The organism is Thalassotalea loyana, from assembly GCF_030161435.1.
GTDB classification, from domain to species: Bacteria; Pseudomonadota; Gammaproteobacteria; order Enterobacterales; family Alteromonadaceae; genus Thalassotalea_G; species Thalassotalea_G loyana.
Map to the genome: position 1 here is coordinate 61,108 of NZ_BSSV01000001.1, position 24,566 is coordinate 85,673.

Here is a 24,566-nt window from a genome sequence, read left to right on the forward strand (position 1 = left end):
TCTCATATGAAGTTTTTAAGAGTGCGCAGCTTACAAAGTAAGATTCTTATTTTATTTATTTTCTTACTGTTTGTTGTGCAATCCGTTTCATTCTTTTCAACATATCGAGCAAGTAAAAAGCTTGATACAACTCAGCTCAACCATAGTATTAGTAAGGCTACGGATGTCTTCCAAGGTCAGATAGATTCTCGTCGCTATTATCTTTCTGCCTTCGCCAAAACCGTCGCTAAAGACTATGGTCTGAAATCTGTGTGGCAAGAAGGTCAGCGCAGTGTCTTAGTTGCTCTTAATAACCACCGAACGCGCATTGATAGTGACTTAGCTATGACTATCGACAAGGATGGTAATGTATTTGCTCAGCTTGTGACGTATCAAACTGACGACGGTAAAACGAAAGTTAAAGTAGGTGACTTACAAGGTAAGTCATTTCCAAATAAGAAAGAGCTGGTTGAAAAAGACGACTCTCAAATTATTTTATTGGGTGATCAACTATATCAGCTGAGTTTAGCTCCAGTTAAGAGCGGTGCAAGAACCATCGGCTGGATAGGGTTTGGTTATTTAATCGATCAACACCTAGCACAAGAGATGGCGATATTAACGGACATCAATATTGCATTTTTTGTGAAAAAAGGTGGTGAGTTTACGGTGATGTCTAGCTCAATTGCAGCGCAATACCCACCGTCTAGTGATTTATTCACCGGCCTCATAAAGAAAACAGAACAAAATTACATTTATCAGGAGTCGTTGATTGGCCCTGTGGGTGATAGTCAATTATTCGCGCTGTTATTCAGATCTAAAGCCGATGTACTTGAAACGGTTGGTGTTCAATGGCCAAGGTTGGTGTTACTCAGTGCGCTAACGCTTGCTTTATCTATTTTAGGCGCGCTAGCGATAGCTAAAGGTGTCACAAACCCCATTCGCCAACTTATTCAACAAGTAAAAGGTGTTACTGCTGGTAACTATGATGCCAGTGTCACTGTCGACGGTAGTGTTGAATTACAAAAGTTATCTGACGAGTTTAATCAAATGACTAAAGCTATTGTGTCTCGTGAAGAAACCATTAGTTTTCAGGCGTTTCATGATGACTTAACTCATTTACCTAACCGCAATGCGTTAATTAATGCGTTAACAAAGCGAGAAGAAGAACACCAAGATTATTTAGTGATTCAATTGTGCTATCTCGACGCGGAACAGATCACGGATACCTTAGGTTACAAAATTGGTGATGAAGTTGTAATGCAAGTTGCCAATAGAATATTAAAGAGTAATTTATCGTTAACGTGTTTCCATTTGGGTCGAGAAAACTTTGTTTTGCTCGCCGATGCGCAAGAAGTTGCTCCGTTGCTAGAAAACTTGATGAAGGAGCTCAATATACAATGTCAGTTTGACAATATTAGCTTGAACCTTCAGTTTGTTGCTGGTGTTGCTTTGGCAAATTTACATCGAGGTCAAAATCCGACTGAGTTATTGCAAAAAAGTAACGTCGCACTTCAGTACGCGAAAAATCACAAGCGGGTTTATCAGATCTATGAACCTCAATTTGATATAAACGCTCACGAGCGCTTATTCCTGACAAATAGCTTAAAGCACGCCATCGAGAATGATGAGCTGGTACTTTATTATCAACCCAAGCTAAACCTGAAAGATATGGTGATCTCTCATGTTGAGGCACTGGTGCGCTGGCAACATCCTGAACGAGGATTAATTCCACCTGATTCTTTTATCAGTATTGCGGAAAAAACTGGCCAAATGCCAGCATTAACGCGTTGGGTTACAAAAACCGCGGTTAATCAATATTTAACGTGGCAAAAGCAAGGCATTGATATTAACATTGCGATAAATATCTCAGCGGTGAATATTTTAGATCACGATTACCCAGATTACGTAATTGCGCTCAAGCAACAACACGCATTGTCCGATCAGGCGATTACGCTAGAAGTAACCGAAGATGCCGTTGTTGAAGAGCCAGAACAAGCGACAAAAGTATTGAACTACCTCCGCAGTCATGGCTTTAAATTATCAATAGATGATTATGGTACGGGCTATTCTTCGCTCGGTCAGCTCAAGCAATTACCTGTACAAGAGCTAAAAGTCGATCGTTCATTTGTGCAAAATGTTGCAACGAATGAAAGCGATCAAATCATTGTACGGTCAACTTTAGAGCTAGCGCATAATCTCGGTCTATCTGTTGTCGCTGAAGGTATTGAAGACGAAACTGCGTTAACATGGCTTAAGAGCCTAAATTGTGAGTTCGCACAGGGATATTTTATTAGCAAGCCTTTGCCTGCTGATGTTTTTACTAAATGGATGGATAGCTCACCGTATAAAATCAACATAATCGAGGGATAAATGCTCAAGCTTTTCATAGGGATAGTGTTAACTCTTTGTATATTCAACAGTCAAAGTGCAGAAATGTCACTCAAAGGTATTGTTGACTTAAGAGCTGTGCACGTGACTAGTGATGCTAATGCAGATAGTTATTTAGCTGGCGATTATGGAAAGTTTCGATTTAATACCGGTAGCGAATTGGCACTGGGTCAACTCGGTTTGCAGTATAAAGTCGATTGGCAAAATAATTGGTCAGCAACGGTAGTTGGCAATGGCTTTGCCGATCAAAACGATACCGCGGTTGGCATTACAGAAGCATACCTGCAATACAAAGGACTGCCAAACGCGAACGGCTGGCGTATCAGTGGTAAAGCCGGGGTATATTACCCGCACATTAGTATCGAAAATATTGCCACGGCGTGGTCAACACCTTATACAATTACCTCGAGCACCATCAACAACTGGCTGGGTGAAGAAATTCGAAACTCAGGATTTGGCCTCAGCGTAGAGAAGCTTGGTAAACAATCGCGTTCACCTCATAGCTTTATCGTTGATCTCGACCTCTTTCAAAACAATGATAGTGCTGGTGCAATGTTAACCTGGCATGGTTGGACCGTTGGCAGTCGTCAAACGCTATTACATGAGCGACTTGTTGTACAACAATTTCCCGCACGAGAAGGTATGCTTGCTGACCAAGCAGCACACTCTGACCCTTTTATAGAACTTGATCACCGCTGGGGGTTCAACGTTTCAGGGCAATGGCGTTACAAGAATACACTACGTGTCCAAGCGGGTTATTATGATAACCAAGCAAAAAAAGGCATTGTAGAAAAAGGGCAGTACACTTGGACGACGGCGTTTAGCCATGCGAGTTTTAAGTATAAATTTGCTAAAACCTGGGAGTTGATGGGCCAGTTTATGCAGGGGAACACCTTGATGAATTCGCCACAGTTAACTGAGGTTGTGAATAATGACTTCAACAGTCAATATCTGATGTTAAGAAAGTTCTGGGGTAAACATCACATTGCACTGCGAGCTGAATATTTTAACGTCGATGACCTCGACCAAACGATTGGTGATAACAACAATGAATCGGGTCATGCTTATGCCTTAGCTTATCGTTACAGACTATCAAAGCAGAGCTTTGTGCTCGGCGAATACACGCATGTTGATAGCTCTCGTTGGTCGAGACGCTACCAAAATCAACCAATAGAGTTAACAGAACGTCAATATCAACTTTCTTACCGTCACTATTTCTAATCTAAGTGACAGGTTACTGTTCTAATCACTTTAATTCTTGAAGGTAATTTTCTACAATTCGAACACTTCAGTTTTGTTGTTGAATCGTATGAAACAATACCTCGATATTTTTGTTCAATTCTTTACTTTGGGTCTCATTAGTTTTGGCGGCCCAGCGGCACATATTGGTTACTTTAATCAAAAGTTTGTGCAGAAGCTTGGTTGGTTATCACATCAAGAGTACGGTCAATTAGTCGCATTGAGTCAGTTTCTTCCTGGTCCGGGTTCTAGCCAGGTTGGTTTTGCGCTTGGTTACAAGAAAGCGGGAATTATCGGGGCTTTCACGGCATTTATAGCATTTACCTTACCGTCCGTCGTGTTGATGCTGCTATTAGCAAGCTTGAGTCAAATTTGGGTAGATAATGTCTTTTTCTTCGGTGTTGTTCATGGGTTAAAGTTGTTAGCCGTTGTTGTGGTTGCAGATGCCGTACTAACCATGTTCAACAGTTTTTGTACGTGCCATAAAACGAAATCAGTAGCCGTAATCTCGACACTATTTTTACTGGTCATGTCAGGGATTGCACCGCAAATGTTGGTGATTGCTGGCGCTGCCGTGTGGGGAGCAAAATATTTATCGCATCAAGCACTCATAAATGCTGATAACGATACTGCAACGTTTAAGTTAAGTTGGCTACCATTTTTCTTGTTTGTCTTGTTATTTGTTGGTTTACCTTTGTTAGCGTCTTCTGCCGATATTGCTCAGTTAACCGCAGATTTTTTCTATGCAGGAAGTTTAGTTTTTGGTGGTGGTCACGTTGTGTTGCCTTTACTGCAGGAATTGTTATCAGATAGCATTTCAACGGACACCTTTTTAACGGGTTATGCTGCTGCTCAAGCTGTACCTGGCCCAATGTTCACCTTAGCAACATTTCTTGGCTTTCATTTAACGCCTACGACGCCGCTTTTAGGTGCACTTGTAGCTACATTAGCGGTATTTCTGCCTGGTTTTCTATTGATGTTAGCGTTTCTAAAGCACTGGAATAGTATCGCGCAAATACCTAAGCTCTCTGGAGCGATACAAGGTGTCAATGCAGCCGTGGTAGGCTTGTTGTTTAGTGCCTTGTATCAGCCGTTATTCACCTCGGCGGTGTTAAACGCACATGATATGGCGGTGGTTATTTTAGGCTATTTTTTGTTGAAGCAAGTTAGGGTCCCCATTGTTTACTTAGTGCTGGGCTTTGCTATCGCGGGTGCGTTAATGACATGGCTTTAAAATATTGAGCAATAAAAAAGGCAACATACGTTGCCTTTTTTATTATTAGCGAGTTTTATTCAGTATCAGCGCCGTTGTCATCAGCAGGTTCGTCAAGTGTCGCAAACCAGTTACTGATAACTTGGGTTGCTTGGTCAACACCTGTGCGTTTCAGTGAAGAAAACGCATAGACTTTAACGTCTCCACCTAGTTGTTTGAGCTTTTTCTTGACGTTAAGTACCTCGGCACTGGCTTTGCCTTGCGAAAGCTTGTCGGCCTTCGTTAATAGTGCAAGTACAGGTAATTCACTATCAACAGCCCACTCAATTAACTGGTGGTCGAGGTCTTTAAGAGGATGTCGAATATCCATCAAGACAACAAGGCCTTGCAGGCTTTCACGCTTTTCTAAATATTCACCTAAGGCCTTTTGCCATTTCTTCTTCATTTCTAGAGGAACTTTAGCAAATCCGTAACCCGGCAAATCGACAAGGCGCTTACCTTCTTCAATTTCAAAAACATTAATGAGTTGCGTGCGCCCCGGTGTTTTACTGGTACGCGCTAAGCTTTTTTGGCGAGTCAGTGTATTTAAGGCGCTAGACTTACCCGCATTTGAGCGGCCAGCGAACGCCACTTCAATGCCATCATCATTTGGTAGTTTGCGAATATCTGGTGCACTTATGGTGAAATGTGCTTTATTTAAATTAATCGTGTGATCAGACAAAGTCGATTCCTCGTAAAAGAATTGTCGATATTATATCTAATTTTTGATCCGACCGACAAATAACCTGAAATTATGTAGGTTTTTTTACTCCTTGTTATTACACGTTGACAATATTCGTGTAAAATATGCCTAATTTTTACAGTTATACGAAGGTTAATTGATATTAACCACCTATAAAAAAAAGAGAGTGATCAATGAAAAAAGTAATCTTTTCTCTAGTGTTGGGTGTTGGGATGTTAGCTTCTGCAAATGCATCAGCTGGCGACGCTCAAGCTGGTAAAGCTAAGGCAGCTACGTGTGCAGCATGTCACGGTGCTAATGGTATTGGTACAGCAGATATGTACCCTAACTTAGCTGGTCAGCACGCTGACTATATTGTTAAGCAATTAAAAGCCTTCAAAGATGGCTCTCGTAAAGATCCTTTAATGTCGCCAATGGCTGCACCACTATCTGACGCAGATATGGCAGACTTAGGTGCGTATTTCGCGTCTATGAATGCTTCTGGTGAAACAGCTGCAGCAGATGCAGGCGCTTCAGCGACAGCCGTAGCCGCAGCACCTGCCGCACCAAAGATTGTTCCTGACGCTGCAGCGGGCAAGCATTTATATGAAATGGGCGATGAAGCTCGTGGTATTACTGCATGTATCGGCTGTCACGGTAAAGATGGTGATTCATTAGTATTGATCAACCCGAACTTATCTAATCAGCACCCAGAGTACATTGAAAAGCAATTGAATCACTTTAAAGATGGTTCACGCGATAACGCATCAATGAACCAAGTTTCTATGAACTTATCTGAGCAAGATATCGCTGATTTAGGTGCGTACTTTAAAGACCCAGAAGTAAAAGCAGTGGCTAAAGCAAGTGGCTCTAAATCTGTACCTGTTATTGTTTCAGGTGACGTAGACAAAGGTAAAGCTTTATCAGGTACATGTGTGGCATGTCATGGTACTGACGGTAACGCATTAATTGCAATGTATCCAAAAATTGCTGGTCAACATGAAGAGTACATTACTAACCAGTTAATGGACTTCAAATCAGGCGAACGTGCAGACCCAGTAATGGCAGGTATGGTTGCAGCATTATCTGAAGAAGATATGAAGAACTTAGCGTCTTACTTCGCGTCACAAAAAATGACTGAAGGTTCAGGCACTGATAATGATAAAGGCCGCAAATTATACCTAAGCGGTGACGCTTCACGTGGTATTACAGCATGTACAGCATGTCACGGCTTCGACGGTTCAGGTATGGCGAAAGCTGGTTTCCCAAGTGTTGCTAATCAGCACGTTGATTACTTAAAAGCTCAGCTTACGAAGTTCCGCAGTCAAGATCGTGCAAACGATAGCAACAAGATGATGCGTAACATTGCGGTACGCTTAAAAGACGAAGATATTGAAGCATTAGCACAATACATGTCGTCTTTATAATTGACCATCTCATAAAAAAAGCAGCTTAGGCTGCTTTTTTTGTCTTTGACGTTTGATTTTTTAAATTTGCTTAATTTATTATTAAGTTATCTCATTCAACATAAAGTGATTCGCTATGAGCCATGAATATATTGCTTGCCCTCGTTGTGATGCACTTTATCCAGCAATGCAACTAGCAAATAAACAAATAGCCATTTGTAGTCGTTGTGGTTGCAAGTTAACTGAAACCAAAACTGATTCAATTAATCGCACGCTAGCAATTGCCTTAACAGGCATCATCATGTTTATTCCTGGTATTTCGTTGCCAATGGTCGGCGCGACGTTAGTTGGCCAATATGCCGAAGTATCACTGATCGATTGTCTTGTCATGTTATTGCAAAAAGGCTTCTTTATTGTTGCATTAGGGATGTTTTTATTTACGATGGCGATTCCTGCCATTCGATTGGTAACGATTTTTTATATTTGCTTAGCAATCAAGCGAAAACGAGTGACACAAAAACATCTTCAGTTTTTCCGTTCGTATCATTTTCTAGATAGTTGGGCGATGCTCCATGTTTTTTTTCTGGGAATCAGTGTCGCGCTCTATAAGTTGGCAGAATACGCGGAAATCTCGCTAAATATCGGTATAGCGATGTTTGCAGGGTTATTACTTTGTTCGATATTGACACATATTACGCTTGATCATCATAGTGTTTGGCAACAGTTAGAGTACGCGCCAAATGCATAAAACAGCAATACGAAAAGGGTTAGCGCGTTGCCCCCGTTGTAATAAATTGCAGCCAGCTACCGACAATTACATGCGATGTAGTCGCTGCCACGCATTTTTTTATCAGCGCCATCCGCGCAGCTTGCAATACACGTTGGCATGGACCATTTCCGCCCTGATCATGTTTGTGCCAGCAAACTTTTTTCCAATCATGATCTATTATGAGCTAGGGGTAGCCGACCCCATGACGATATTAGCGGGCATTGATTCACTGATTGATAGCGGTATGTTTCCAATCGCTTTTATTGTGTTTACCGCGAGTTTTTTTGTGCCATTAGCAAAGCTTTGTGGTTTAATCTTTTTAGTACTTGCGACATATCAAAAAATAACATTTTCACCGGTTTATTCTGGGAAAATCTATCGGGTTGTTGACTCACTAGGTCCATGGTCAATGCTTGATGTTTTTGTTGTTGCATTGTCTGGAGCTCTGGTTAAGTTCGGTATTTTTACGAATGTCCAACCGGCGTCTGGAGCAACTTATTTTACGTTAATGGTAGTATTTAGCATGTTTGCTGCCCATAGCTTTGACCCTCGTTTACTTTGGGATAAAAAGAATAATGACTGACCAAAATCCAACTGTAGTTAATCGAAGCGGAATATCGGCAATTTGGCTTGTGCCATTTATTGCTTTTATTTTCGTCGGTTGGTTAATTATCAAATCAGCTGCCAATCAAGGCGTTTTCATCACGATAGAGTTTGAAAGCGCTAATGGTATTGAAGTTGGTAAAACAGAGGTACGTTATCGTGGTCTAACAGCGGGTAAAGTGACCAACATTACGGTATCTGAGAGCTTAAAGAGCGTTATTGTTGAAGTTGAGATGATTGGCTCAACAGCCGAAGCACTTACGGATAATACACAGTTTTGGTTTGTTACTGCTGATGTCTCATTACAAGGCGTTAAGGGCTTAGATACGCTGATTTCAGGTAGCTATATTAACATGAAGCCGGATTTAACTGGTCGTGGAAAGCCTAAGCGACAATTTACTGGTTTAACAGAGCAGCCGCCTTTAGATATGAATACGCCTGGCCTACATATTAAATTAACTGCGAACACATTAGGCTCTATTGAGAAAAACTCTCCGGTTAGCTTTAAGCAATTGAATGTTGGTTATGTTTCAGGTTATCGCTATCTACAGCAATCAAACCAAGTAGAAATTGATGTGTTTATTGAGCCTGAATTTACACAACTCGTTAATGCGTCTTCACGATTTTGGAATGCTAGTGGCGTTGATGTCACGGGCTCATTAAGTGAAGGTCTTAAAGTGAGAACACAATCACTTGCTTCTATTATTGCCGGTGGTATCGCGTTTGATCATGACTCGCAAAGTGATGACATGACGGCAGTTTCAAGCGGGCATAGGTTTGTTTTACATCGAGATTTTGATACCGCCAAACTAGGTTATGAAGTTGAACTGACGTTTGCTTGGGATTCTGGTATTGAGCAGGGTGCGTCAATTGTTTATCACGGTATGACCATCGGGCGCGTAGATGAGATCACAAAGATTGATTCAGACAAGCACATGCTGTCGGCAAAAGCGAAGATTAACCCTCGCTTATCACCTTACTTGACGACTAACACGCAATTTTATGTTGTTAGCCCGAGTGTCGATTTAGGCGGCGTAACAAATTTAAGTACGTTGTTAAAAGGCGCGCATTTGAGCGTGGTGTTGTCGGAAGAGGGTGAAAAAGCAACGGGCTTTGAAGTCTTAAACAATAAGCCACCACTGTCCTACCAAGAGCCAGGTGTGCATTTAACGCTAAAAGCTTCGGAACTAAAATCGGTAACTGTTGGTTCTGGTATTTTTTATAAAGAGCAGAAAGTTGGTAACGTTCAATCACTAGTACCTCGTGGCCCAGACGCCTTTGACATTGCCATTTTTATTGAACCAGCGTTTGCTCAATATGTTTCACCGGATAGCCGCTTTTGGCATGCCAGTGGCGTGAAAATTTCCGCAGGCTTGCGTGGTGTTTCAGTAGAAACTCCTGCTATTCAAGCGCTATTAAAAGGCGGTATTGCTTTTGATACGGGGATTGAGAATATTGACAGTGTGCCGAAAAACGGCAGTGAGTTTAGATTATTTGATAGTCAAACTGTCGCTAAACAGCGCGTTGACCTGACGCTTGCGTATGCACCTAATATGACGGCAGTTAGTGAAAAAATGCGAGTGATTTATCAAGATATTGAAATAGGCTCAGTGCATAACACGACAACTGATGGCAAAGTTTCTTTCGCTCAGGTCGGTTTATTGCCTGAATATGAATTCTTGCTGACTGAAAAAGCGCAGTTCTTCATTGTTCAGCCAGAAATTTCTTTATCAGGGATTACCGATACCAACGCTTTATTTGGCGGGGCATACATTAGTTTGTATGCAAGTGATGGCAAGGCAAAAAATCAATTTGTCTTGAGCCAAAACCCACCTAAAAAACCATTGCATGCGAAGGGCCTACAGCTTGTCCTTAAAGCTGAGCATGGCGGTGGTATAAATCGTTACAGTAAAGTGAGTTACCGCGGTATTACTGTCGGTCAGATTGATCATATTGAATTGAGCGACGAGCCTAATTTAGTCGATGTTCATGTCACTATTGATGATGAGTTCCAACAACTTATTTCACCATTTACCCGATTCTACAATGCAGGCGGTGTGAGTGTTCAAGGTAATCTTGGACAATTTAGTGTGAAAACGGAAACCCTAGATAGCGTCATCAAAGGAGGAATTAGCTTCTACAACCCTGAAGTGACGGTAAACACTTCTTTGAAAGTAGAAGAGGGCTCCGATTATCAGTTGTATGTTGACCATCAACAAGCGACATCAGCAGGTATGCCTGTGTCAATTTATTTCAAAGACTATGCCGATATCAAAGCTGGTATGCAAATTACGCATCGAGGTCAACAAGTTGGACAGATTAGTAAACTTGTTTTTGAAAATGAAGGCTTAGGTGTGACAGCCGTTGGTTTCTTGAATGATCTAGGTAAAGGGTTAGCATTAGAAGGGAGCCAATTTTGGTTGGATAGACCACAAGTAGGTTTGGTGGGTAACAAAAATGTCAGTGCATTGATTACTGGGGGGAGCATAGCAATGCTACCTGGGCGAGGAAAAGCTACCCATGAGTTTGTTGCTAAGTCTTACGAGCCAGCGATGAAATCTCTGCCATACGGGCTAAATGTCACGTTAAAATCTGCTTATCTCGGTTCTGTGAGAGTAGGTAACCCAGTGCTTTATCGTCAGGTAAAAGTTGGCGAAGTGATCGGTATAGGGCTTTCACCATCTGCAGATAGTGTATTGATTTATTTAAATATTCCAGAACGTTTTGCGCCACTTGTCCAGTCAAATAGTCAATTTTGGAATGCGAGCGGAATTAAATTTGATGGTGGATTATTTAGTGGAGTGTCGGTTGAAACAAGTTCAATTGAAACGCTAATTGCTGGCGGAATCGCTTTCGCAACACCACCAGAAAATGAAGATCTAAATAATGTCGCGGATACAATATTCACACTGCACAGTGAAGTTGATGACGATTGGTTAGAGTGGCAACCGAAAATTCAACTATCTACCGCAAATTAAAAATTCATCATCGAGCTTTTTATTTGCTAATAGGGTTTCTAAATTATTGATGGTGGTTAGGGCAATCGTATTTAAGGCTTCACTGGTAAAGAAGCCTTGATGTCCGGTTATCATGACATTACCAAATGTTGTTAGACGCTGGAAAATATCATCTTGGATAATTTGCTCTGACAAATCTTCAAAAAAGAGTCCACTTTCTAATTCGTAAACATCAAGACCTAGATACCCTATTAACCCTTGTTTGAGCCCATTTATTGCCGCCTGAGTGTCAATTAGCGCGCCACGGCTGGTGTTGATAAGCATGACACCTTTTTTCATTTGATTTAGCGCTGACTCATCAATAATATGCTGCGTTTCTGGCAACAGCGGGCAGTGGAGGCTAATGATATCTGATTGTTTGAACAGCTCATCTAGTGCAACATATCTGGCACCTAACTCAAGCGCAATAGGGTTTTGAATTGGGTCGTGACATAAAATTTGACAACCAAACCCGTTGAGTATTCTTAAGGTCGCTATGCCGATATTACCGGTACCGATAAGCCCTACGGTTTTGTTATGAAGATTAAACCCCATCAGTCCATCTAGGGCAAAATTACCCTCACGAACGCGATTGTACGCCTTGTGAAATTTTCGACTAAGTGTAAGCATTAGGCCAACCGTGTGCTCAGCCACCGCCTCTGGAGAGTATTCCGGTACACGGCAAAGGGTAAAACCTAGTGCCTTTGCTGCTTTGATATCAACGTTGTTATAACCGGCACAACGCAAAGCAATAATGGAAATGCCAAAGCTATTAAGTTGTTCAAGAACGTGTTGGTTGGCTTCATCGTTGACAAAAATACATACGGCATCAAATCCTTGTGCCAAATGAACAGTTTCTGGAGATAACGCAGATTCAAAAAATGTAAACTCAAGGCGTGATTTTTCGGTGTGTGAGTCAGCAATAATGCGATCGTATTTTTTACTACTAAATACCGCTACCTTTTCCATTTCTCGGGGCTTCCTTAATTGTCGATTAATGCCGTCTCTACAAAACTAATCCCGCAATTTCACACAAATGAGACCTTGCTTAACGGAATGTTGCGCTTAAGTGTTCGATATCTTCAACACTTTTACTGACTGCCTTGCCATTTTCATTTACAGACATTGCAATTTCTTTATTCTGTTGTGAAATTTCGGCGATATTATTGACGCGGGCATTGATACTTGTTGCGACGCTTGCTTGCTCATCTGTCGACGATGAGACTTCTTGTGCAATCTTATTTACTTGATCTACAAGCTTAATGACCTCATCCATAGCAATGGTTGCTTTGGTTGATTCTTCATTACATGCATCAACATTGTCTTTACTTTGTTGCATGGTCTTACTCCAGTGACTAATGGTTGACTGAAGTTCTCGCACGGAAATTTGAATCTGCTCCGTTGCTGACTGTGTTCTACTTGCGAGCGTTCTAACTTCATCGGCAACAACGGCAAATCCTCGGCCCTGCTCGCCTGCACGGGCAGCTTCAATTGCAGCATTTAACGCGAGTAAGTTTGTTTGATCAGCAATACCTTCAATCTCGGCCATAATGGTCGCAATTTGATCGGCATCCGAAACAAGTGACTCAGCGACATTCGCTGCTTGATCAACTTCGTCTGCCAAACTACTAATGGTAACTTTATTGTCATTAATACTGTCTTTTGTGGTCGAGCAAATGCCTTGGACATTTCCAACATTTTCGAACACGATGTTTGAATGACTGCTAACTTCGCTAATGCTGTTACTCATTTGCTCAATCGCACAAGCAAGTTCATTGAGTTGGCTATTTTCGTCAACTAAGCCAGCCAAACTTTGCTCTGCTGAAGCTGCAAGCTGGTGTGATACATCCGCTAGATTGTGGCCAGCATCTTGAGCACGACCAAGAACGGTACGAATCTTGGCAAATGAGAGATGCTCTCTGTATGTTAACAATGCTTTTAATCCATACCCCGAGAACAACCAGCGTGATGGGCTATCAATTGTTGTCTTTAACTCCTGTGCGTATTGAGGAACGCCAATCAGCTCTTGATTGAAGATGACAAACAGGATAACCGCGAAAATCACGGGTAGTAATGAGGCGAGTACTGAGCTTGTCATGACAAAGGTTATTGCTGCAAAAATCAGTGCAGATATGGCTGTTAATCCATATTTTAAGCCGTAGTTTAGGCTATATTCATTGACACTTTTTCCTGCGTTTACTGCATCGTAGAGTGCCTGAGCATCTTTCTTTTGTTGGTCAGTAGGACGACACCTTACCGATTGATAACCAACAATATCACTGCCTTCATACAGCGGTGTTACATAGGCATCAACCCAGTAAAAATCACCGTTCTTACAGCGATTTTTCACTAAACCTCTCCATGAGTTACCACGCTTTAGTTTGGTCCATAAATCAGCAAAAGCAGCTTTGGGCATATCAGGGTGACGCAAGATGTTATGAGGTTGACCAACAAGTTCTTCGGGTTGATAACCTGCAACACGACAAAATACGTCGTTTGCATAGGTGATCGTGCCGTAAACATCAGTAGTGGAGACAAGTTGTTCATTTTGAGGAAACACTATTTCATTATTGGTTGTGTGAGTCATCGAGAGTTGCCCTTGAGGTTACGAGATTAAAAAAAGGTAAATTTACCCTTTGAGTTAATAGCGACGCAATTAAAGAATATTTCTACTTCTGCTAGCCATCATGTTTTTTGATCTAGATCAAATTGCGTGAGTCTACGTTTTGTAAATAGAGGGTTAACTTTTCTATCGCAGATTTCATTGAGCGATAAAAAGTGCGCATTCGTCTAGATTTATTTCAATTTTTAAAGCATAGCATTTAGTCTGATAATGACAAAAATATCAAAGGGAACAATATGCTGAGAATAATTCCGGCAATGCTAGTAATGATTGTGTGCTGTAGTTTTGCATATGCGCAAAACACCAGATTGTTAGTTAGCGATGATGCCAAAACAACGAATCATACGACGAAGATAAAAGGTAAAACGGTACGTTACAGCGCTACTGTTGGCACGCAGCCTGTATGGGATGCTGAAGGCAATACGACGGCAAGCTTATTTTATACGTATTATCAGCGCACTGATGTTAAGGACAATGCGAGTCGCCCATTATTAATCTCATTTAATGGTGGCCCAGGCTCAGCATCAGTTTGGATGCATATAGCTTACACTGGACCAAAAGTTCTCAATGTCGATAGTGAAGGCTACCCACTGCAGCCATATGGTGTAAAAACTAACCCGCATTCAGTGCTTGATGTTGCTGATATTGTATTCGTTAACCCTGTCAATACAGGCTTTTCAAGAGTAATCGCTGATAAGAACGGTAAAATGCCGTCAAAAGATGCTCAAAAGAAAGCATTCTTCGGTGTTAATGCGGATATAAAATATCTAGCTGAGTGGATTTCAACATTTGTTAGTCGAAACAATCGATGGCGTTCTCCTAAATATCTTATTGGTGAAAGCTATGGTACGACTCGTGTGTCTGGGTTGGCGTTAGAGTTACAAAATCGTCAATGGATGTATTTAAACGGCGTTATTTTAGTATCACCAACGGACATAGGTATAGACCGTAAAGGGCCGGTTAAGGCAGCCAATCGTTTACCTTATTTTGCTGCTACGGCTTGGTACCACCATGCATTGCCTGAATCACTACAAAATAAAGACTTGTATACATTACTCGATGAAGTCGAAACATTTACGATTAATCAATATTTGCCTGCCATTGCTAAAGGTGGCTTTATTCCGCAAGCAGAAAAGCAGTCAGTTGCTGAAAAGGTCGCATCTTATTCAGGATTAAGTGTTGAAGAGGTTTTAGGCTCTAATCTTACCGTGGATACTTCGTACTTTTGGAAGGCATTGCTTAGAGAACGTGAACAAACAGTGGGTAGATTAGATTCTCGCTATTTAGGGATTGATAAGCAAAATGTTGGCTCACGTCCCGATTACTATGCTGAACTAACCTCGTGGTTGCATAGTTTTACACCAGCCATTAATTACTATTTACGCGATGAGCTTGGTTATAAGACGGATGTAAAGTACAACATGTTTGGTCCGGTTCGACCATGGGATCGTACGAATAACAACACAGGTGAAAACCTCCGCCAAGCAATGGCACAAAATCCTTATTTAAATGTCATGATCCAAGCGGGTTACTATGACGGTGCAACTAACTATTTTGATGCTAAATATACTATGTGGCAGCTTGACCCAAGTGGCAAAATGTCTTCTCGTCTTTCGTTTAAGGGCTATGAAAGTGGACACATGATGTATTTACGTGCACCGGATTTAGATGCAGCGAATCAAGATATTCGTGAATTTATTAAAGCAAGTTTGCCAGCTAATAATGTCGCCGCTAAGTATTAACTTAATAAGGGCGTATTAACCGATAACGGCTAATGCCGCACGGAGGGCTAGACGTTATTTCCATGTTTTAATACATGGTTAATAATCTAAAAGGCGATTAACACACGTTAATCGCCTTTTTGCTTTATATAACCCGGTGGTTAATTACCTTTCTCACGCCAGTGGATCACACGGTCATTGCCTCGGTATCGACCAAAGCTCGCAGTGCCTTCTGGGTTTTCATCTAAATTCCCACTTGTTGTCCACGTATACTTCAACCAATCTGGTGCGTTATAAATGACAATAACATCGCCTTCTTGATTCGAAGCAGATAGCACTACAGTGTCATTTTTACCTGATAGGATATCACCGTTTGCACCAGCAACAGAGCTTGTACCTAAACTTGTTGCGCTAACATTGGCTAGCGTAACAACCGAACAATTGTCTTCGGTATTCGTGATAAATTGCCCGTTACGTAAATACTGTGTCTGCATGACTTGTCTTAAGTTCGCTGTTTCCGGTCCAAAACTATTATCAACTACCATGCGACCAAACCGCATTTCGATCCCTGCTGGCGAGATGTTTTGCATTGAGTTTGCACTAATGCCATCACTATCGATGATGCTATTGACGATTAGTTCAATTGACGAGGTGAACGGTTCTACCTGACTTATCGCGCTTCTTAGATAATGGAAGTTATCTGCAGTCGATAATTGATATTCGACACTACCATCGCCAGTATTGACTTGCACGATTTGCCCGTTGTTAATATTGCCAGACATCGCAAGTAAATTATTATCTGTCCCTTGGGCAGTGGTGTCGGTGGTTGGAGCGAGCACGTCGACACTGGTATCTTCAAGCTTGACGAAGTCGCCTAAATAGTTAGTCGTTACTATGCCTTGTTGGTTATATGCCGTAATTTCTAATTGCGGTGTCGTATTGTAACGAAGACTACCAATTGCACTATTTGACGCATCTTTTTGCCCGATATATGCAAACGTTTGGTCCAAATTACAGGTGCTAATAATGCTTGAGTTATGGTTATTGTGTAGTGAACCATTGAGCTCAGATACTTGCCCACCGCCATCTGTGACCGTCGCAATGGTTTGCACATAGTAGGCAGGCGTGAATCTGCCGACTGTTATAGCTTCAGCATCGATGGTTTGATTGTCGCCATAATTAGCGTCTTTGAGGTCAATATTTATCACGCCAACTTCGCTAAAGTTTGCATTTACAAAACTAGAAACGCCGTTGGTAAATCCGGTTAGGGTGACATCATTAAATGTTGGCGTTACGCTTGAACTGATTGATTGAGAATCAGCATAGGTAAAATCACCATCTATTGAGCCCACATCAGTCGGGGCTAGTCGGCCGACAGACATTTCAATGTCGACTGGTTGATAGTTGATCGTTGTATCGCCATTCGTATTGACCGCCGTAACATTAAAGTTAAATCCTACGCCCGCTGGATGATTAGCGCTTGCCGTTGCCGAAGTACCGTCGATATCACCATCGATATTTTGAGCTGATAATACGAGTGCCGAAGGCTTAACCCAAAACGGATTACTGCTGCCGGTAATCGAAATATCTCCATCGCTGTAGCTTGCGTTAATTCTTATTTGACCTGCATCGAGGTATGTTAGGGTTAAATCACCTGTGCTCGCAGCACCAAAATTCACGCCAATATCCGGTGTATAACTTGGCAGGGAAGGGACCACCGTGTTGCCGACTGTTAGCGCAAGACCTTCTGTCGTTGGAGAGGCAAGTTGTTTGGCTAGTTTGATATTAACATTGCCATTAAATAACCCTTCACAAACACCATTATTGTCTTCAACAGCTTGTACTTTTATGTTGAATGCTTGGCCTGCCGTTTGGGTATCTATTGTCAGGTCGCCAGTTGAGCTTAAAAACCTAAAACCAGCATTTTTAAACGTCATTTGGCAGCTTGTGTTGAGCCCATTGGTACACTGAGTCACATCTGTTGCAGGAATAGATTCATTGGCTAGTCCAAGTGTCAACACTTCAGCTGAAGTATGGTTAAAGTTAACCGTTGTTGAACCTGTAAATGTTGTAGACGCTTTAATTTGGCTATTACCAATTAAGTCTACACTTACGCTTTGGTCGCTTAGCTCTGTACACATATCGTTCATACAAGCTTTAATTGTTGCCGTTTCAGCTGCGCAAGTTAGACCTGTAGGGTTGTGTTCAATCTCGTAATGGTGAGGTTCAGACTTGATATCACATGGATGGAACGTGTTGATATCTTGATTGATCGCTGCACTATCTTGTACTGAGAAATACACCCTTACTTCATCTAGATCACCATTAAAGTTGCGACTTGCATTGATAGCATTACCGTCAAATTCTGCAGCAAGGAAAATGTCTTGATCAATATTACTTAATGTAACCGTGTTCGATGCACTAGCGTTTAATCCACCATTTAGATAGAGCTTTTGATCATCTGGTCCAAAGGTGATGGCGATATGTGACCATTCATCAACCACTAACGGTGTTGTTGATGTCATGATCTGTCCTGCGTAATGCCACTCAACATAACCATTGGCGTTGAGGTAAATACCTAAGCCTGTACCTTTGGTAAATAAGGCTTGAACGCCGCTAAACACATTAGTCTTTGCCCATAGCGAGACAGTTAACTCTGGTAATTGGCTGTTCTGAGCCGTATTTTGCGCGCGGCTATAGTTTGTGCCGTTATATTCTGTGTAGAAACACGTGCTTGTTTCACTCAAATTGTCGCCATCTTTAGCACGGTCCGCATTGCTAAACGTTGGGTTGTTAACTGGTGTAAGTGTGATTCCTTGTCCGGAGCTATCGAGCCAATCTTCCTCAAAATACCAAAGCGAGAGTACATCTTGGCCAATGAAAAAGTCATCAATTGAAAAATATCTCGGTCCACTTGAGCTGTGCCAATACTGTCTAAACCTAAACCTGACGCTTTCACCTTTGTATTGATTTAAAACGTAGCTGTAAAGTTCATAGTCTGTCGTTGTATCGTCATTATCAAAGCGCTTCAATACTCGCCAATTTCTCTCGCCCTGACGCTGAATTTGTAAATCAACAAACCCACTAAATGTAGAAGCATTGTATTGGAAAGTGACTTTAGGATTATTTGCCGTACTTGGAATAGGCACAAACCCACGCATCGTTGTGTAATGATTTCTATGGTAGCGCTGATCTTCGTCATCAGGGTTGGAATTCATAAACCAATCGCCCGAATACGATTGCTCTGTTACGTCATTTTGGTTTGATAAACCCCAATCACCATCGTCATTCCAGTGATCTCTACCGCTAATTGATGCCGTAGATGTCGCCATCTCAAAATCATTAAAGTATGGATAGTTGTATGTTAGGTTCTCAAAGTTCCCAATACGTACATTGTCGATGGTAAATAGTCGAGGTCCGGATGCACTGCCCCAATATTGTCTGAAACGAATAAAGACTTCGTCGCCTTTATAATTGTCTAGACTAAAGTTGGCTTGCGTATATGTACCGTGATTAAATTCATCTCTGTAAGTAAATAAGTTTCGCCAAACAGACTCATTCCTTCTTTTAATTTGTACATAAACCTGACCTGAAAAAATGTTCGCTTTATACCAGAAACTCAATGTTGGTAAGGTCGCGTTGCTTGGAATTGGCACGTACCCTGATAACGTAACGTAATGATTTCGGTCGTAGCGCTGATCTTCATAATCAGCATTGTTGTCAATGAACCAGTCACCTTCAAATGGGACATAATCGGTATCATGTTCTTGGGATATTCCCCAATCGTGCTCATCTATGAATTCTTGTTGACTTGACGGCGACTCTAAATCATTGAAATACGGATAACCCAGTGAAGGTTGGTCATTATCTCCGATTCTAAAATCGTCAACTGTAAATACTCGAGCACCGTTAGAAGAGTTCCAGAATTGACGGAATCTTATGCGAACAGCTTGTCCTTTATAATTATCGAGAGGAGCAGAGAATCTTGCGTATTTTGCATGGGTAAACTGATCCGTGAAGGTGCGCAAGGTCACCCAAGTATTTGTGCCTTCTACTTGTAATTGCGCATAGGCTTGTCCGCTGAATATATCTGCTAGATACCAAAAACTCACTTCTGGATTTTCTGCATCCGCAGGAATTGGCACAAAGCCGTTCATTTCAACATAGTGATTGCGATGATAGCGTTGATCTTCATTATCCGCGTTATTATCAAGAAAGTAGTTACCACTTCTTGGGTAATATCTATCATCATGTGCCTGTGAAATATTCCAGTCACCTTGGTGATTCCAATGATCTTGACCGTTAATTTGATCCGTTGAAATTGCTGTTTCGAAGTCGTTGACGTATGGGTAGCTGTAGGTGTCACGGGTTAGTTCATCAACGCGAAAATCATCAATAGTAAAGACACGTGGCCCATTACTGCTGTTCCAATACTGCCTAAATCGGAAACGAACGCTTTTACCTATATAACTATTAAGCGCATATTCGTGTCGTGCATATGTGCTGTGATTTAGTTGTTCAGTAAATGTTGTCAACGTTCGCCATGTGTTTGAACCTTGCTCCTGAATTTGAACATAAGTTTGACCCGAGAAGATATCTGCTTTGTAGTAAAAACTTAATGTCGGTGCTTCAGCATCACTTGGGATGGGGATAAAACCTTGCAGGTCAATGTAGTGGTTTCTGTGATAGCGTTGATCTTCGTAATTCGCATTATTGTCTATGAAGCTGCTTCCGCTGTATGGAACATAGTCGGTGTCATGTGCTTGGGATATGCCCCAGTCTGCACTATCATTCCAATGGTCGGTGCCATTGACGCCAACCGTTGATACAGGAGTTTCAAAGTCATTAAAATAAGGATATGTCAGCGTAGGAAGATTATTTTCGCCGACATAAAAGTCATCAATGGTAAAGACTCTGGCGCCATTAGTGCTATTCCAATATTGGCGGAATCTAAATCGAACATTACTACCTTTATAATTAGACAAATCTACTTCATGATTGGCGTAATCTTCGTGTGATAATTGCTCTGAAAAACGAAACAGGTGTTGCCAGGTATTACTGCCTTGAGTTTGTACTTGCAGATCAACAACGCCAGAAAAAATCGTTGGTCGGTACCAAAAACTTAAAATAGGTGCATCAGCGTCACCTGGAATAGGAATAAAGCCATTAAGGCGTGTGTAGTGATTACGATGGTAGCGTTGATCTTCATTGCTAGCGTTGTTATCTAAGAAGTAATCTCCACGGTATGGTGCATACTCAACATCATGTGTTTGCCCTATGACCCAGTCACCTTCATTCGTCCAATGATCTCGGCCATTAATACTTGGCGTAGAAATGGTCGTCTCAAAGTCGTTGCTGTACGGATATTTATATATCTCTACAGGCACAGTTCCTACATAGAAATTATCAATGCTAAAAAGTCGAGGGCCGCTACTTGAACCGTAGTATTGTCGATATCTAAACCGTACTTTTTTGTTGGCATATTGCGTTAAAGCATGTTGATAATTGGTATAGTCGTCATGATTTTCTTGTTCGTCAAATGTGTTCAGTGTTATCCAGCTATTTGAACCAAACTCTTGTATTTGAAAGAAAACCCTATCGCTTAAAAAGAGGTCAGCGCGATAATCAAAACTTGCTATGACGTTTGTCGTATCATTCGGTAGGGTAATATACCCGTCTAACGTCGCCGACTGCTGACGGTGGTAGCGTTGGTCAATGTTATTTGAGTTATTATCTAGGAAATAACTTCCGGTAGCAGGAAAATAACTGTCGTGTGCTTGGTTTATTCCCCAATCACTTTCATCATTGAATTCTAGCTGTTCTTGGGCTGTTTCAAATCCATTAATATACGGATATCCCAAGTCAGGTAGCGACAAATCACTGATCGTTAAGTCGTCAATAATAAAGAGTCTAGGGCCTGTTCCGCTATGCATGTATTGCCTAAAACGGACTTGAAAGTTATCACCAATAAAACTGTTTAAGTTGGTTTCATGAAAGGTATAACTATCGTGGAAATATTCTTCGCTAATTCGGTCTATTTGTTGCCACGTTGTGCCATCACGAGAAGCTTGGATATAAATATCACCGCTCGTTAGATCTGCCTTGTAAGCAAATCTTAATGTCGGGTTTACCGCATTTGCAGGAATTGAGATTGCTTGATTGAGCGTTGCATAGTAATTGCGGTAGTAACGTTGATCGATTTCATTCGGGTTGTTATCTAAAAACTGAGTTGGTGATTTGGCTATTCTGGCTCCCGAAGCATTGTTATTGATTGCCCATTCACCGGTAAAGGTCCACTCTGTGTTGTTACCTTCGAAGTCCGTTGTATAGGGATAGCCAATTGATGTACCACCACACAAATCACCAAAATCTGCGTTTTCAATCGCATCGTCATCATAGTCGACATTGGCTGAACCAGCCGCGGCAGTGATTGCACCAGAGATATCAGCGCCATTCCCATTTTGATTAACGACGCCAGCAACATAAATTATCGCGTTAATTTCCGTGTTGCCACCGGTAATACTTAATGAGCCTGCAATGTAAATGATGACATCTTCTGGATCGCCAGATTCATTTATTTTTACGTTGTGCCAGTTGGCTGAATTTCTCACGTATATTCGGCTGGTCACTTCTGAACCAGAAATTGGGCCTATAAAAACTTCGCTACCATTGTTTAAGTTACTTTGAGAAAAAAAGTTGTCACCGCGGGGCACTACAATACCGTCAAACATATTGTCGTTTGAAGAATTTGGTGGGATATTTTCAAAGGGCTCTGCGCCTGAGCCTATCAGATTAAATCCGTCAGGAAACACTGCATCACAGCTCGCAGCGTATAATGAATTGCAAAATAACAGCAGGATAAAACTGGTGATTAGACGTAGGCTCACTTCAAATTCCTATTTTGCATTGGCTAACCGATTAAAATATAAAGTATAAATGATATATGCGTATTAATCATATATTGTTAATTTACCTTAAACGTTGGCTAAATTATAGCCATCGTGTGATACATTTATTGAAATAACAGATGAATTTAGGCTTCAGGAGTGAGCATGAATAAACCGTTAGCGACCTATACTCTCGCATTTAGTATTTTTTGTTTGTCGGGCGCACTTATTTATTTTTCCTGGAAACTTGTTGAGGTCAAAGATGCGTTGCCAGCGCTTATTAATCAAGTTGATAAGACTGCTGTAAAAGTCTCACCAATTATTGATGAGATAGCAGAAATCAAAGCATTAGTTCCTGATGTGCTTAATGAGGTCGAGCAAGTTCGAGTTATCGTTCCTGATGTGTTGACACAAGTTGAACAAGTTCAAGCGCTTGTTCCAGTGATTGTCAGTGAAGTAGAAGCAGTTCGTCAGTCTATTCCTGCCATTACAAACGAAGTTGCGCAGGTACGCCAATTGATGCCTGACGTGTTATCGAGGGTAGATGATATTAACCAACAAGTGCCTACGATTAGCGCTACCGTCGATCGATTTTCAAGTCAACTTGCTGATACCAATCAGCAGATCCCAAAGATACTCACGGAAGTAGAAGCAACAAGAACCAGTATTCCTGAGGTATTAAGCAGAACGGAAGCAATTGTTGCGAACTTGGGGCAAGTCGGAAAAACAACAGGCGAAGAGGCTGTTTATGGTGTTTTCAGTGGCCTTTTCAAGGCACCACTTAAGGTAGTTGGCGGTATAGGTAAGGCAATAACCGAACCTTTTGAAAATAAAGCCGCGTGGGTCAATCCACAAGACAGGGAAAACATTGAGCAACTGATTGAGCAATTACTTGGGCAAGATGAGCTTGAGTCGTTTACTCAAACACACGATAAAACAAAGAATACGAGCACCATAACCTTGATCAAACGCACCGTTATAAATGCGAAACCATGCAAAGTCCTGCAGGTGGACGTAAAATCGCCACGTGGGCAACAGGTCGATCATCAGTTGACCTTTTGTCTAACAGAAAAGAATACGTGGCGATTGCATGAGTAAGAGGTTGTTAGAGATTCTGCACCAAGCTATTCCCAACGCGCACAAATAATTCTGTATTGCAATTTGCAATTCTGTTGTTGTGCATTTTGCAATTTGCACTACCTTGTCGAATATCTCAGTCGGAGTGCTAAAAATACGTTGTTAACTGTATGTAAAATATAATGATTGTGGTGTCGATATACTTTACAAGTCGACTAAGATGATATTTGTTATTTTGTTAAGTGTTTGTTTTGTATCGTTTTATAATAGTTGGCTCAAAAATTGTATGTTGTTTAGCCAGTAGTAATGCAGCGACAAATGCATGGTAGTAGAGGTATTCATAAATGCGAAATTCAATCTTAGCAATGTTAACCGGTTTAATGTGTTTGGTTCTTTCAAATCAAGCATCAGCAGATATTATTCATTACGATTTTGGTGATCAGTTACCAAATGGGTTCATGTCTGAATATTTCGATTTAGACCAAGATTCTATAGTAGCGAAAGACGCGGGTTTCGGTCATGCATCTGTATTGAGTTTAGGCACTTTATTTGTCGATAACACTAACTTTACTCAATTCGGCAATTCGCTTTTAAGCGTCGGTGCAATCGTAGATAATTCAGTATCTTTTGTGAGCTCTGACTTTTTACTTAGCCTTGTAGTAGGTGATAATTACATTGGTACTAAAGGTGTGACGAGCTGTGCAATGTGCTTTGGTTATCTTTCAATTAACTTTGATGGACAAGACATGTTTTTGAACAGCTTTACTTATGAGACTGTGTCAGGACAATCACTTGTGATTACTCCACCAGCAGCACCTGTTTTACCTGTGCCAGAGCCTGGTTCGATTGCGTTATTAGGTGCCGGTTTATTTGGTCTAGCGTTTATGCGCCGCAGACGCGCGTAGTTAATGTATTGATTGATAAAAAAACGCCTCATTTAATGA

General features: G+C 41.3%; 14 protein-coding genes. 10 read left to right on the plus strand and 4 right to left on the minus strand.

Annotated elements, in window-relative coordinates:
- Positions 1–6 precede the first annotated feature (6 nt).
- From QQK05_RS00250 to chrA, 3 genes are all read left to right on the plus strand, one after another.
- Positions 7–2,349: a bifunctional diguanylate cyclase/phosphodiesterase gene (locus QQK05_RS00250; protein ID WP_284295330.1), complete on the plus strand. Its 2,343-nt coding sequence runs from the start codon at positions 7–9 to the stop codon at positions 2,347–2,349.
- Positions 2,350–3,588, plus strand: coding sequence for a hypothetical protein (locus QQK05_RS00255; RefSeq protein ID WP_284295331.1), 1,239 nt, complete (start codon positions 2,350–2,352; stop codon positions 3,586–3,588).
- An 88-nt stretch (positions 3,589–3,676) separates the two neighbouring features.
- A complete protein-coding gene (chrA, locus tag QQK05_RS00260; RefSeq protein WP_284295332.1) occupies positions 3,677–4,840 on the plus strand; it encodes a chromate efflux transporter in 1,164 nt (387 codons plus the stop codon).
- 55 nt (positions 4,841–4,895) lie between these two features.
- Here the strand turns inward: chrA and yihA are convergent, their stop codons facing one another.
- Entirely contained in the window at positions 4,896–5,540 is a 645-nt protein-coding gene (yihA, locus tag QQK05_RS00265; RefSeq protein WP_407704839.1) for a ribosome biogenesis GTP-binding protein YihA/YsxC, read from the minus strand.
- A gap of 194 nt (positions 5,541–5,734) precedes the next feature.
- On the opposite strand from yihA, the gene QQK05_RS18710 reads away from it, so the two are divergent.
- From QQK05_RS18710 to QQK05_RS00285, 4 genes are all read left to right on the plus strand, one after another.
- Positions 5,735–6,967 (plus strand): c-type cytochrome, encoded by a 1,233-nt coding sequence (locus tag QQK05_RS18710; protein ID WP_284295333.1) that lies wholly within the window; start codon positions 5,735–5,737, stop codon positions 6,965–6,967.
- A 115-nt stretch (positions 6,968–7,082) separates the two neighbouring features.
- The gene (locus QQK05_RS00275) at positions 7,083–7,694 is read left to right on the plus strand and encodes a paraquat-inducible protein A (protein WP_284295334.1); all 612 of its coding nucleotides are present in this window, start codon (positions 7,083–7,085) and stop codon (positions 7,692–7,694) included.
- A gap of 70 nt (positions 7,695–7,764) precedes the next feature.
- Positions 7,765–8,298 carry a paraquat-inducible protein A gene (locus QQK05_RS00280; RefSeq protein ID WP_284295335.1) on the plus strand — a complete coding sequence of 178 codons (534 nt, stop codon included), beginning with the start codon at positions 7,765–7,767 and terminating at the stop codon, positions 8,296–8,298.
- Positions 8,291–11,296, plus strand: coding sequence for a PqiB family protein (locus tag QQK05_RS00285; RefSeq protein WP_284295336.1), 3,006 nt, complete (start codon positions 8,291–8,293; stop codon positions 11,294–11,296). The genes QQK05_RS00280 and QQK05_RS00285 overlap by 8 nt, the downstream gene beginning before the upstream one ends.
- Here QQK05_RS00285 and QQK05_RS00290 read toward each other — a convergent pair.
- Together QQK05_RS00290 and QQK05_RS00295 are read right to left on the minus strand one after the other, a co-directional pair.
- Positions 11,279–12,283, minus strand: a complete 1,005-nt coding sequence (locus QQK05_RS00290; protein WP_284295337.1) for a 2-hydroxyacid dehydrogenase — start codon at positions 12,281–12,283, stop codon at positions 11,279–11,281. The two genes, QQK05_RS00285 and QQK05_RS00290, sit on opposite strands and share 18 nt — an antisense overlap.
- Positions 12,284–12,362: 79 nt before the next feature.
- Entirely contained in the window at positions 12,363–13,901 is a 1,539-nt protein-coding gene (locus tag QQK05_RS00295) for a methyl-accepting chemotaxis protein (protein ID WP_284295338.1), read from the minus strand.
- A gap of 272 nt (positions 13,902–14,173) precedes the next feature.
- On the opposite strand from QQK05_RS00295, the gene QQK05_RS00300 reads away from it, so the two are divergent.
- Positions 14,174–15,679, plus strand: coding sequence for a S10 family peptidase (locus QQK05_RS00300; protein WP_284295339.1), 1,506 nt, complete (start codon positions 14,174–14,176; stop codon positions 15,677–15,679).
- Positions 15,680–15,819: 140 nt separating this feature from the next.
- Here QQK05_RS00300 and QQK05_RS00305 read toward each other — a convergent pair whose 3' ends face one another.
- Entirely contained in the window at positions 15,820–22,545 is a 6,726-nt protein-coding gene (locus QQK05_RS00305; RefSeq protein ID WP_284295340.1) for a LamG domain-containing protein, read from the minus strand.
- Positions 22,546–22,710: 165 nt separating this feature from the next.
- On the opposite strand from QQK05_RS00305, the gene QQK05_RS00310 reads away from it, so the two are divergent.
- The gene (locus QQK05_RS00310; RefSeq protein ID WP_284295341.1) at positions 22,711–23,643 is read left to right on the plus strand and encodes a hypothetical protein; all 933 of its coding nucleotides are present in this window, start codon (positions 22,711–22,713) and stop codon (positions 23,641–23,643) included.
- Between the two features lie 323 nt (positions 23,644–23,966).
- Positions 23,967–24,527: a PEP-CTERM sorting domain-containing protein gene (locus QQK05_RS00315; protein WP_284295342.1), complete on the plus strand. Its 561-nt coding sequence runs from the start codon at positions 23,967–23,969 to the stop codon at positions 24,525–24,527.
- Positions 24,528–24,566: the final 39 nt, after the last annotated feature.

What these genes read in the sequence shown, in the direction of transcription:
- QQK05_RS00275 (WP_284295334.1), top strand. Translation starts at nt 7,083, where the DNA reads ATGAGCCATGAATATATTGCTTGCCCTCGTTGTGATGCACTTTATCCA.
- QQK05_RS00250 (WP_284295330.1), top strand. Translation starts at nt 7, where the DNA reads ATGAAGTTTTTAAGAGTGCGCAGCTTACAAAGTAAGATTCTTATTTTA.
- QQK05_RS00280 (WP_284295335.1), top strand. Translation starts at nt 7,765, where the DNA reads ATGCGATGTAGTCGCTGCCACGCATTTTTTTATCAGCGCCATCCGCGC.
- QQK05_RS00300 (WP_284295339.1), top strand. Translation starts at nt 14,174, where the DNA reads ATGCTGAGAATAATTCCGGCAATGCTAGTAATGATTGTGTGCTGTAGT.
- QQK05_RS00315 (WP_284295342.1), top strand. Translation starts at nt 23,967, where the DNA reads ATGCGAAATTCAATCTTAGCAATGTTAACCGGTTTAATGTGTTTGGTT.
- QQK05_RS00295 (WP_284295338.1), bottom strand. Translation starts at nt 13,901, where the DNA reads ATGACTCACACAACCAATAATGAAATAGTGTTTCCTCAAAATGAACAA.
- QQK05_RS00290 (WP_284295337.1), bottom strand. Translation starts at nt 12,283, where the DNA reads ATGGAAAAGGTAGCGGTATTTAGTAGTAAAAAATACGATCGCATTATT.
- QQK05_RS00285 (WP_284295336.1), top strand. Translation starts at nt 8,291, where the DNA reads ATGACTGACCAAAATCCAACTGTAGTTAATCGAAGCGGAATATCGGCA.
- QQK05_RS00255 (WP_284295331.1), top strand. Translation starts at nt 2,350, where the DNA reads ATGCTCAAGCTTTTCATAGGGATAGTGTTAACTCTTTGTATATTCAAC.
- QQK05_RS18710 (WP_284295333.1), top strand. Translation starts at nt 5,735, where the DNA reads ATGAAAAAAGTAATCTTTTCTCTAGTGTTGGGTGTTGGGATGTTAGCT.
- chrA (WP_284295332.1), top strand. Translation starts at nt 3,677, where the DNA reads ATGAAACAATACCTCGATATTTTTGTTCAATTCTTTACTTTGGGTCTC.
- QQK05_RS00310 (WP_284295341.1), top strand. Translation starts at nt 22,711, where the DNA reads ATGAATAAACCGTTAGCGACCTATACTCTCGCATTTAGTATTTTTTGT.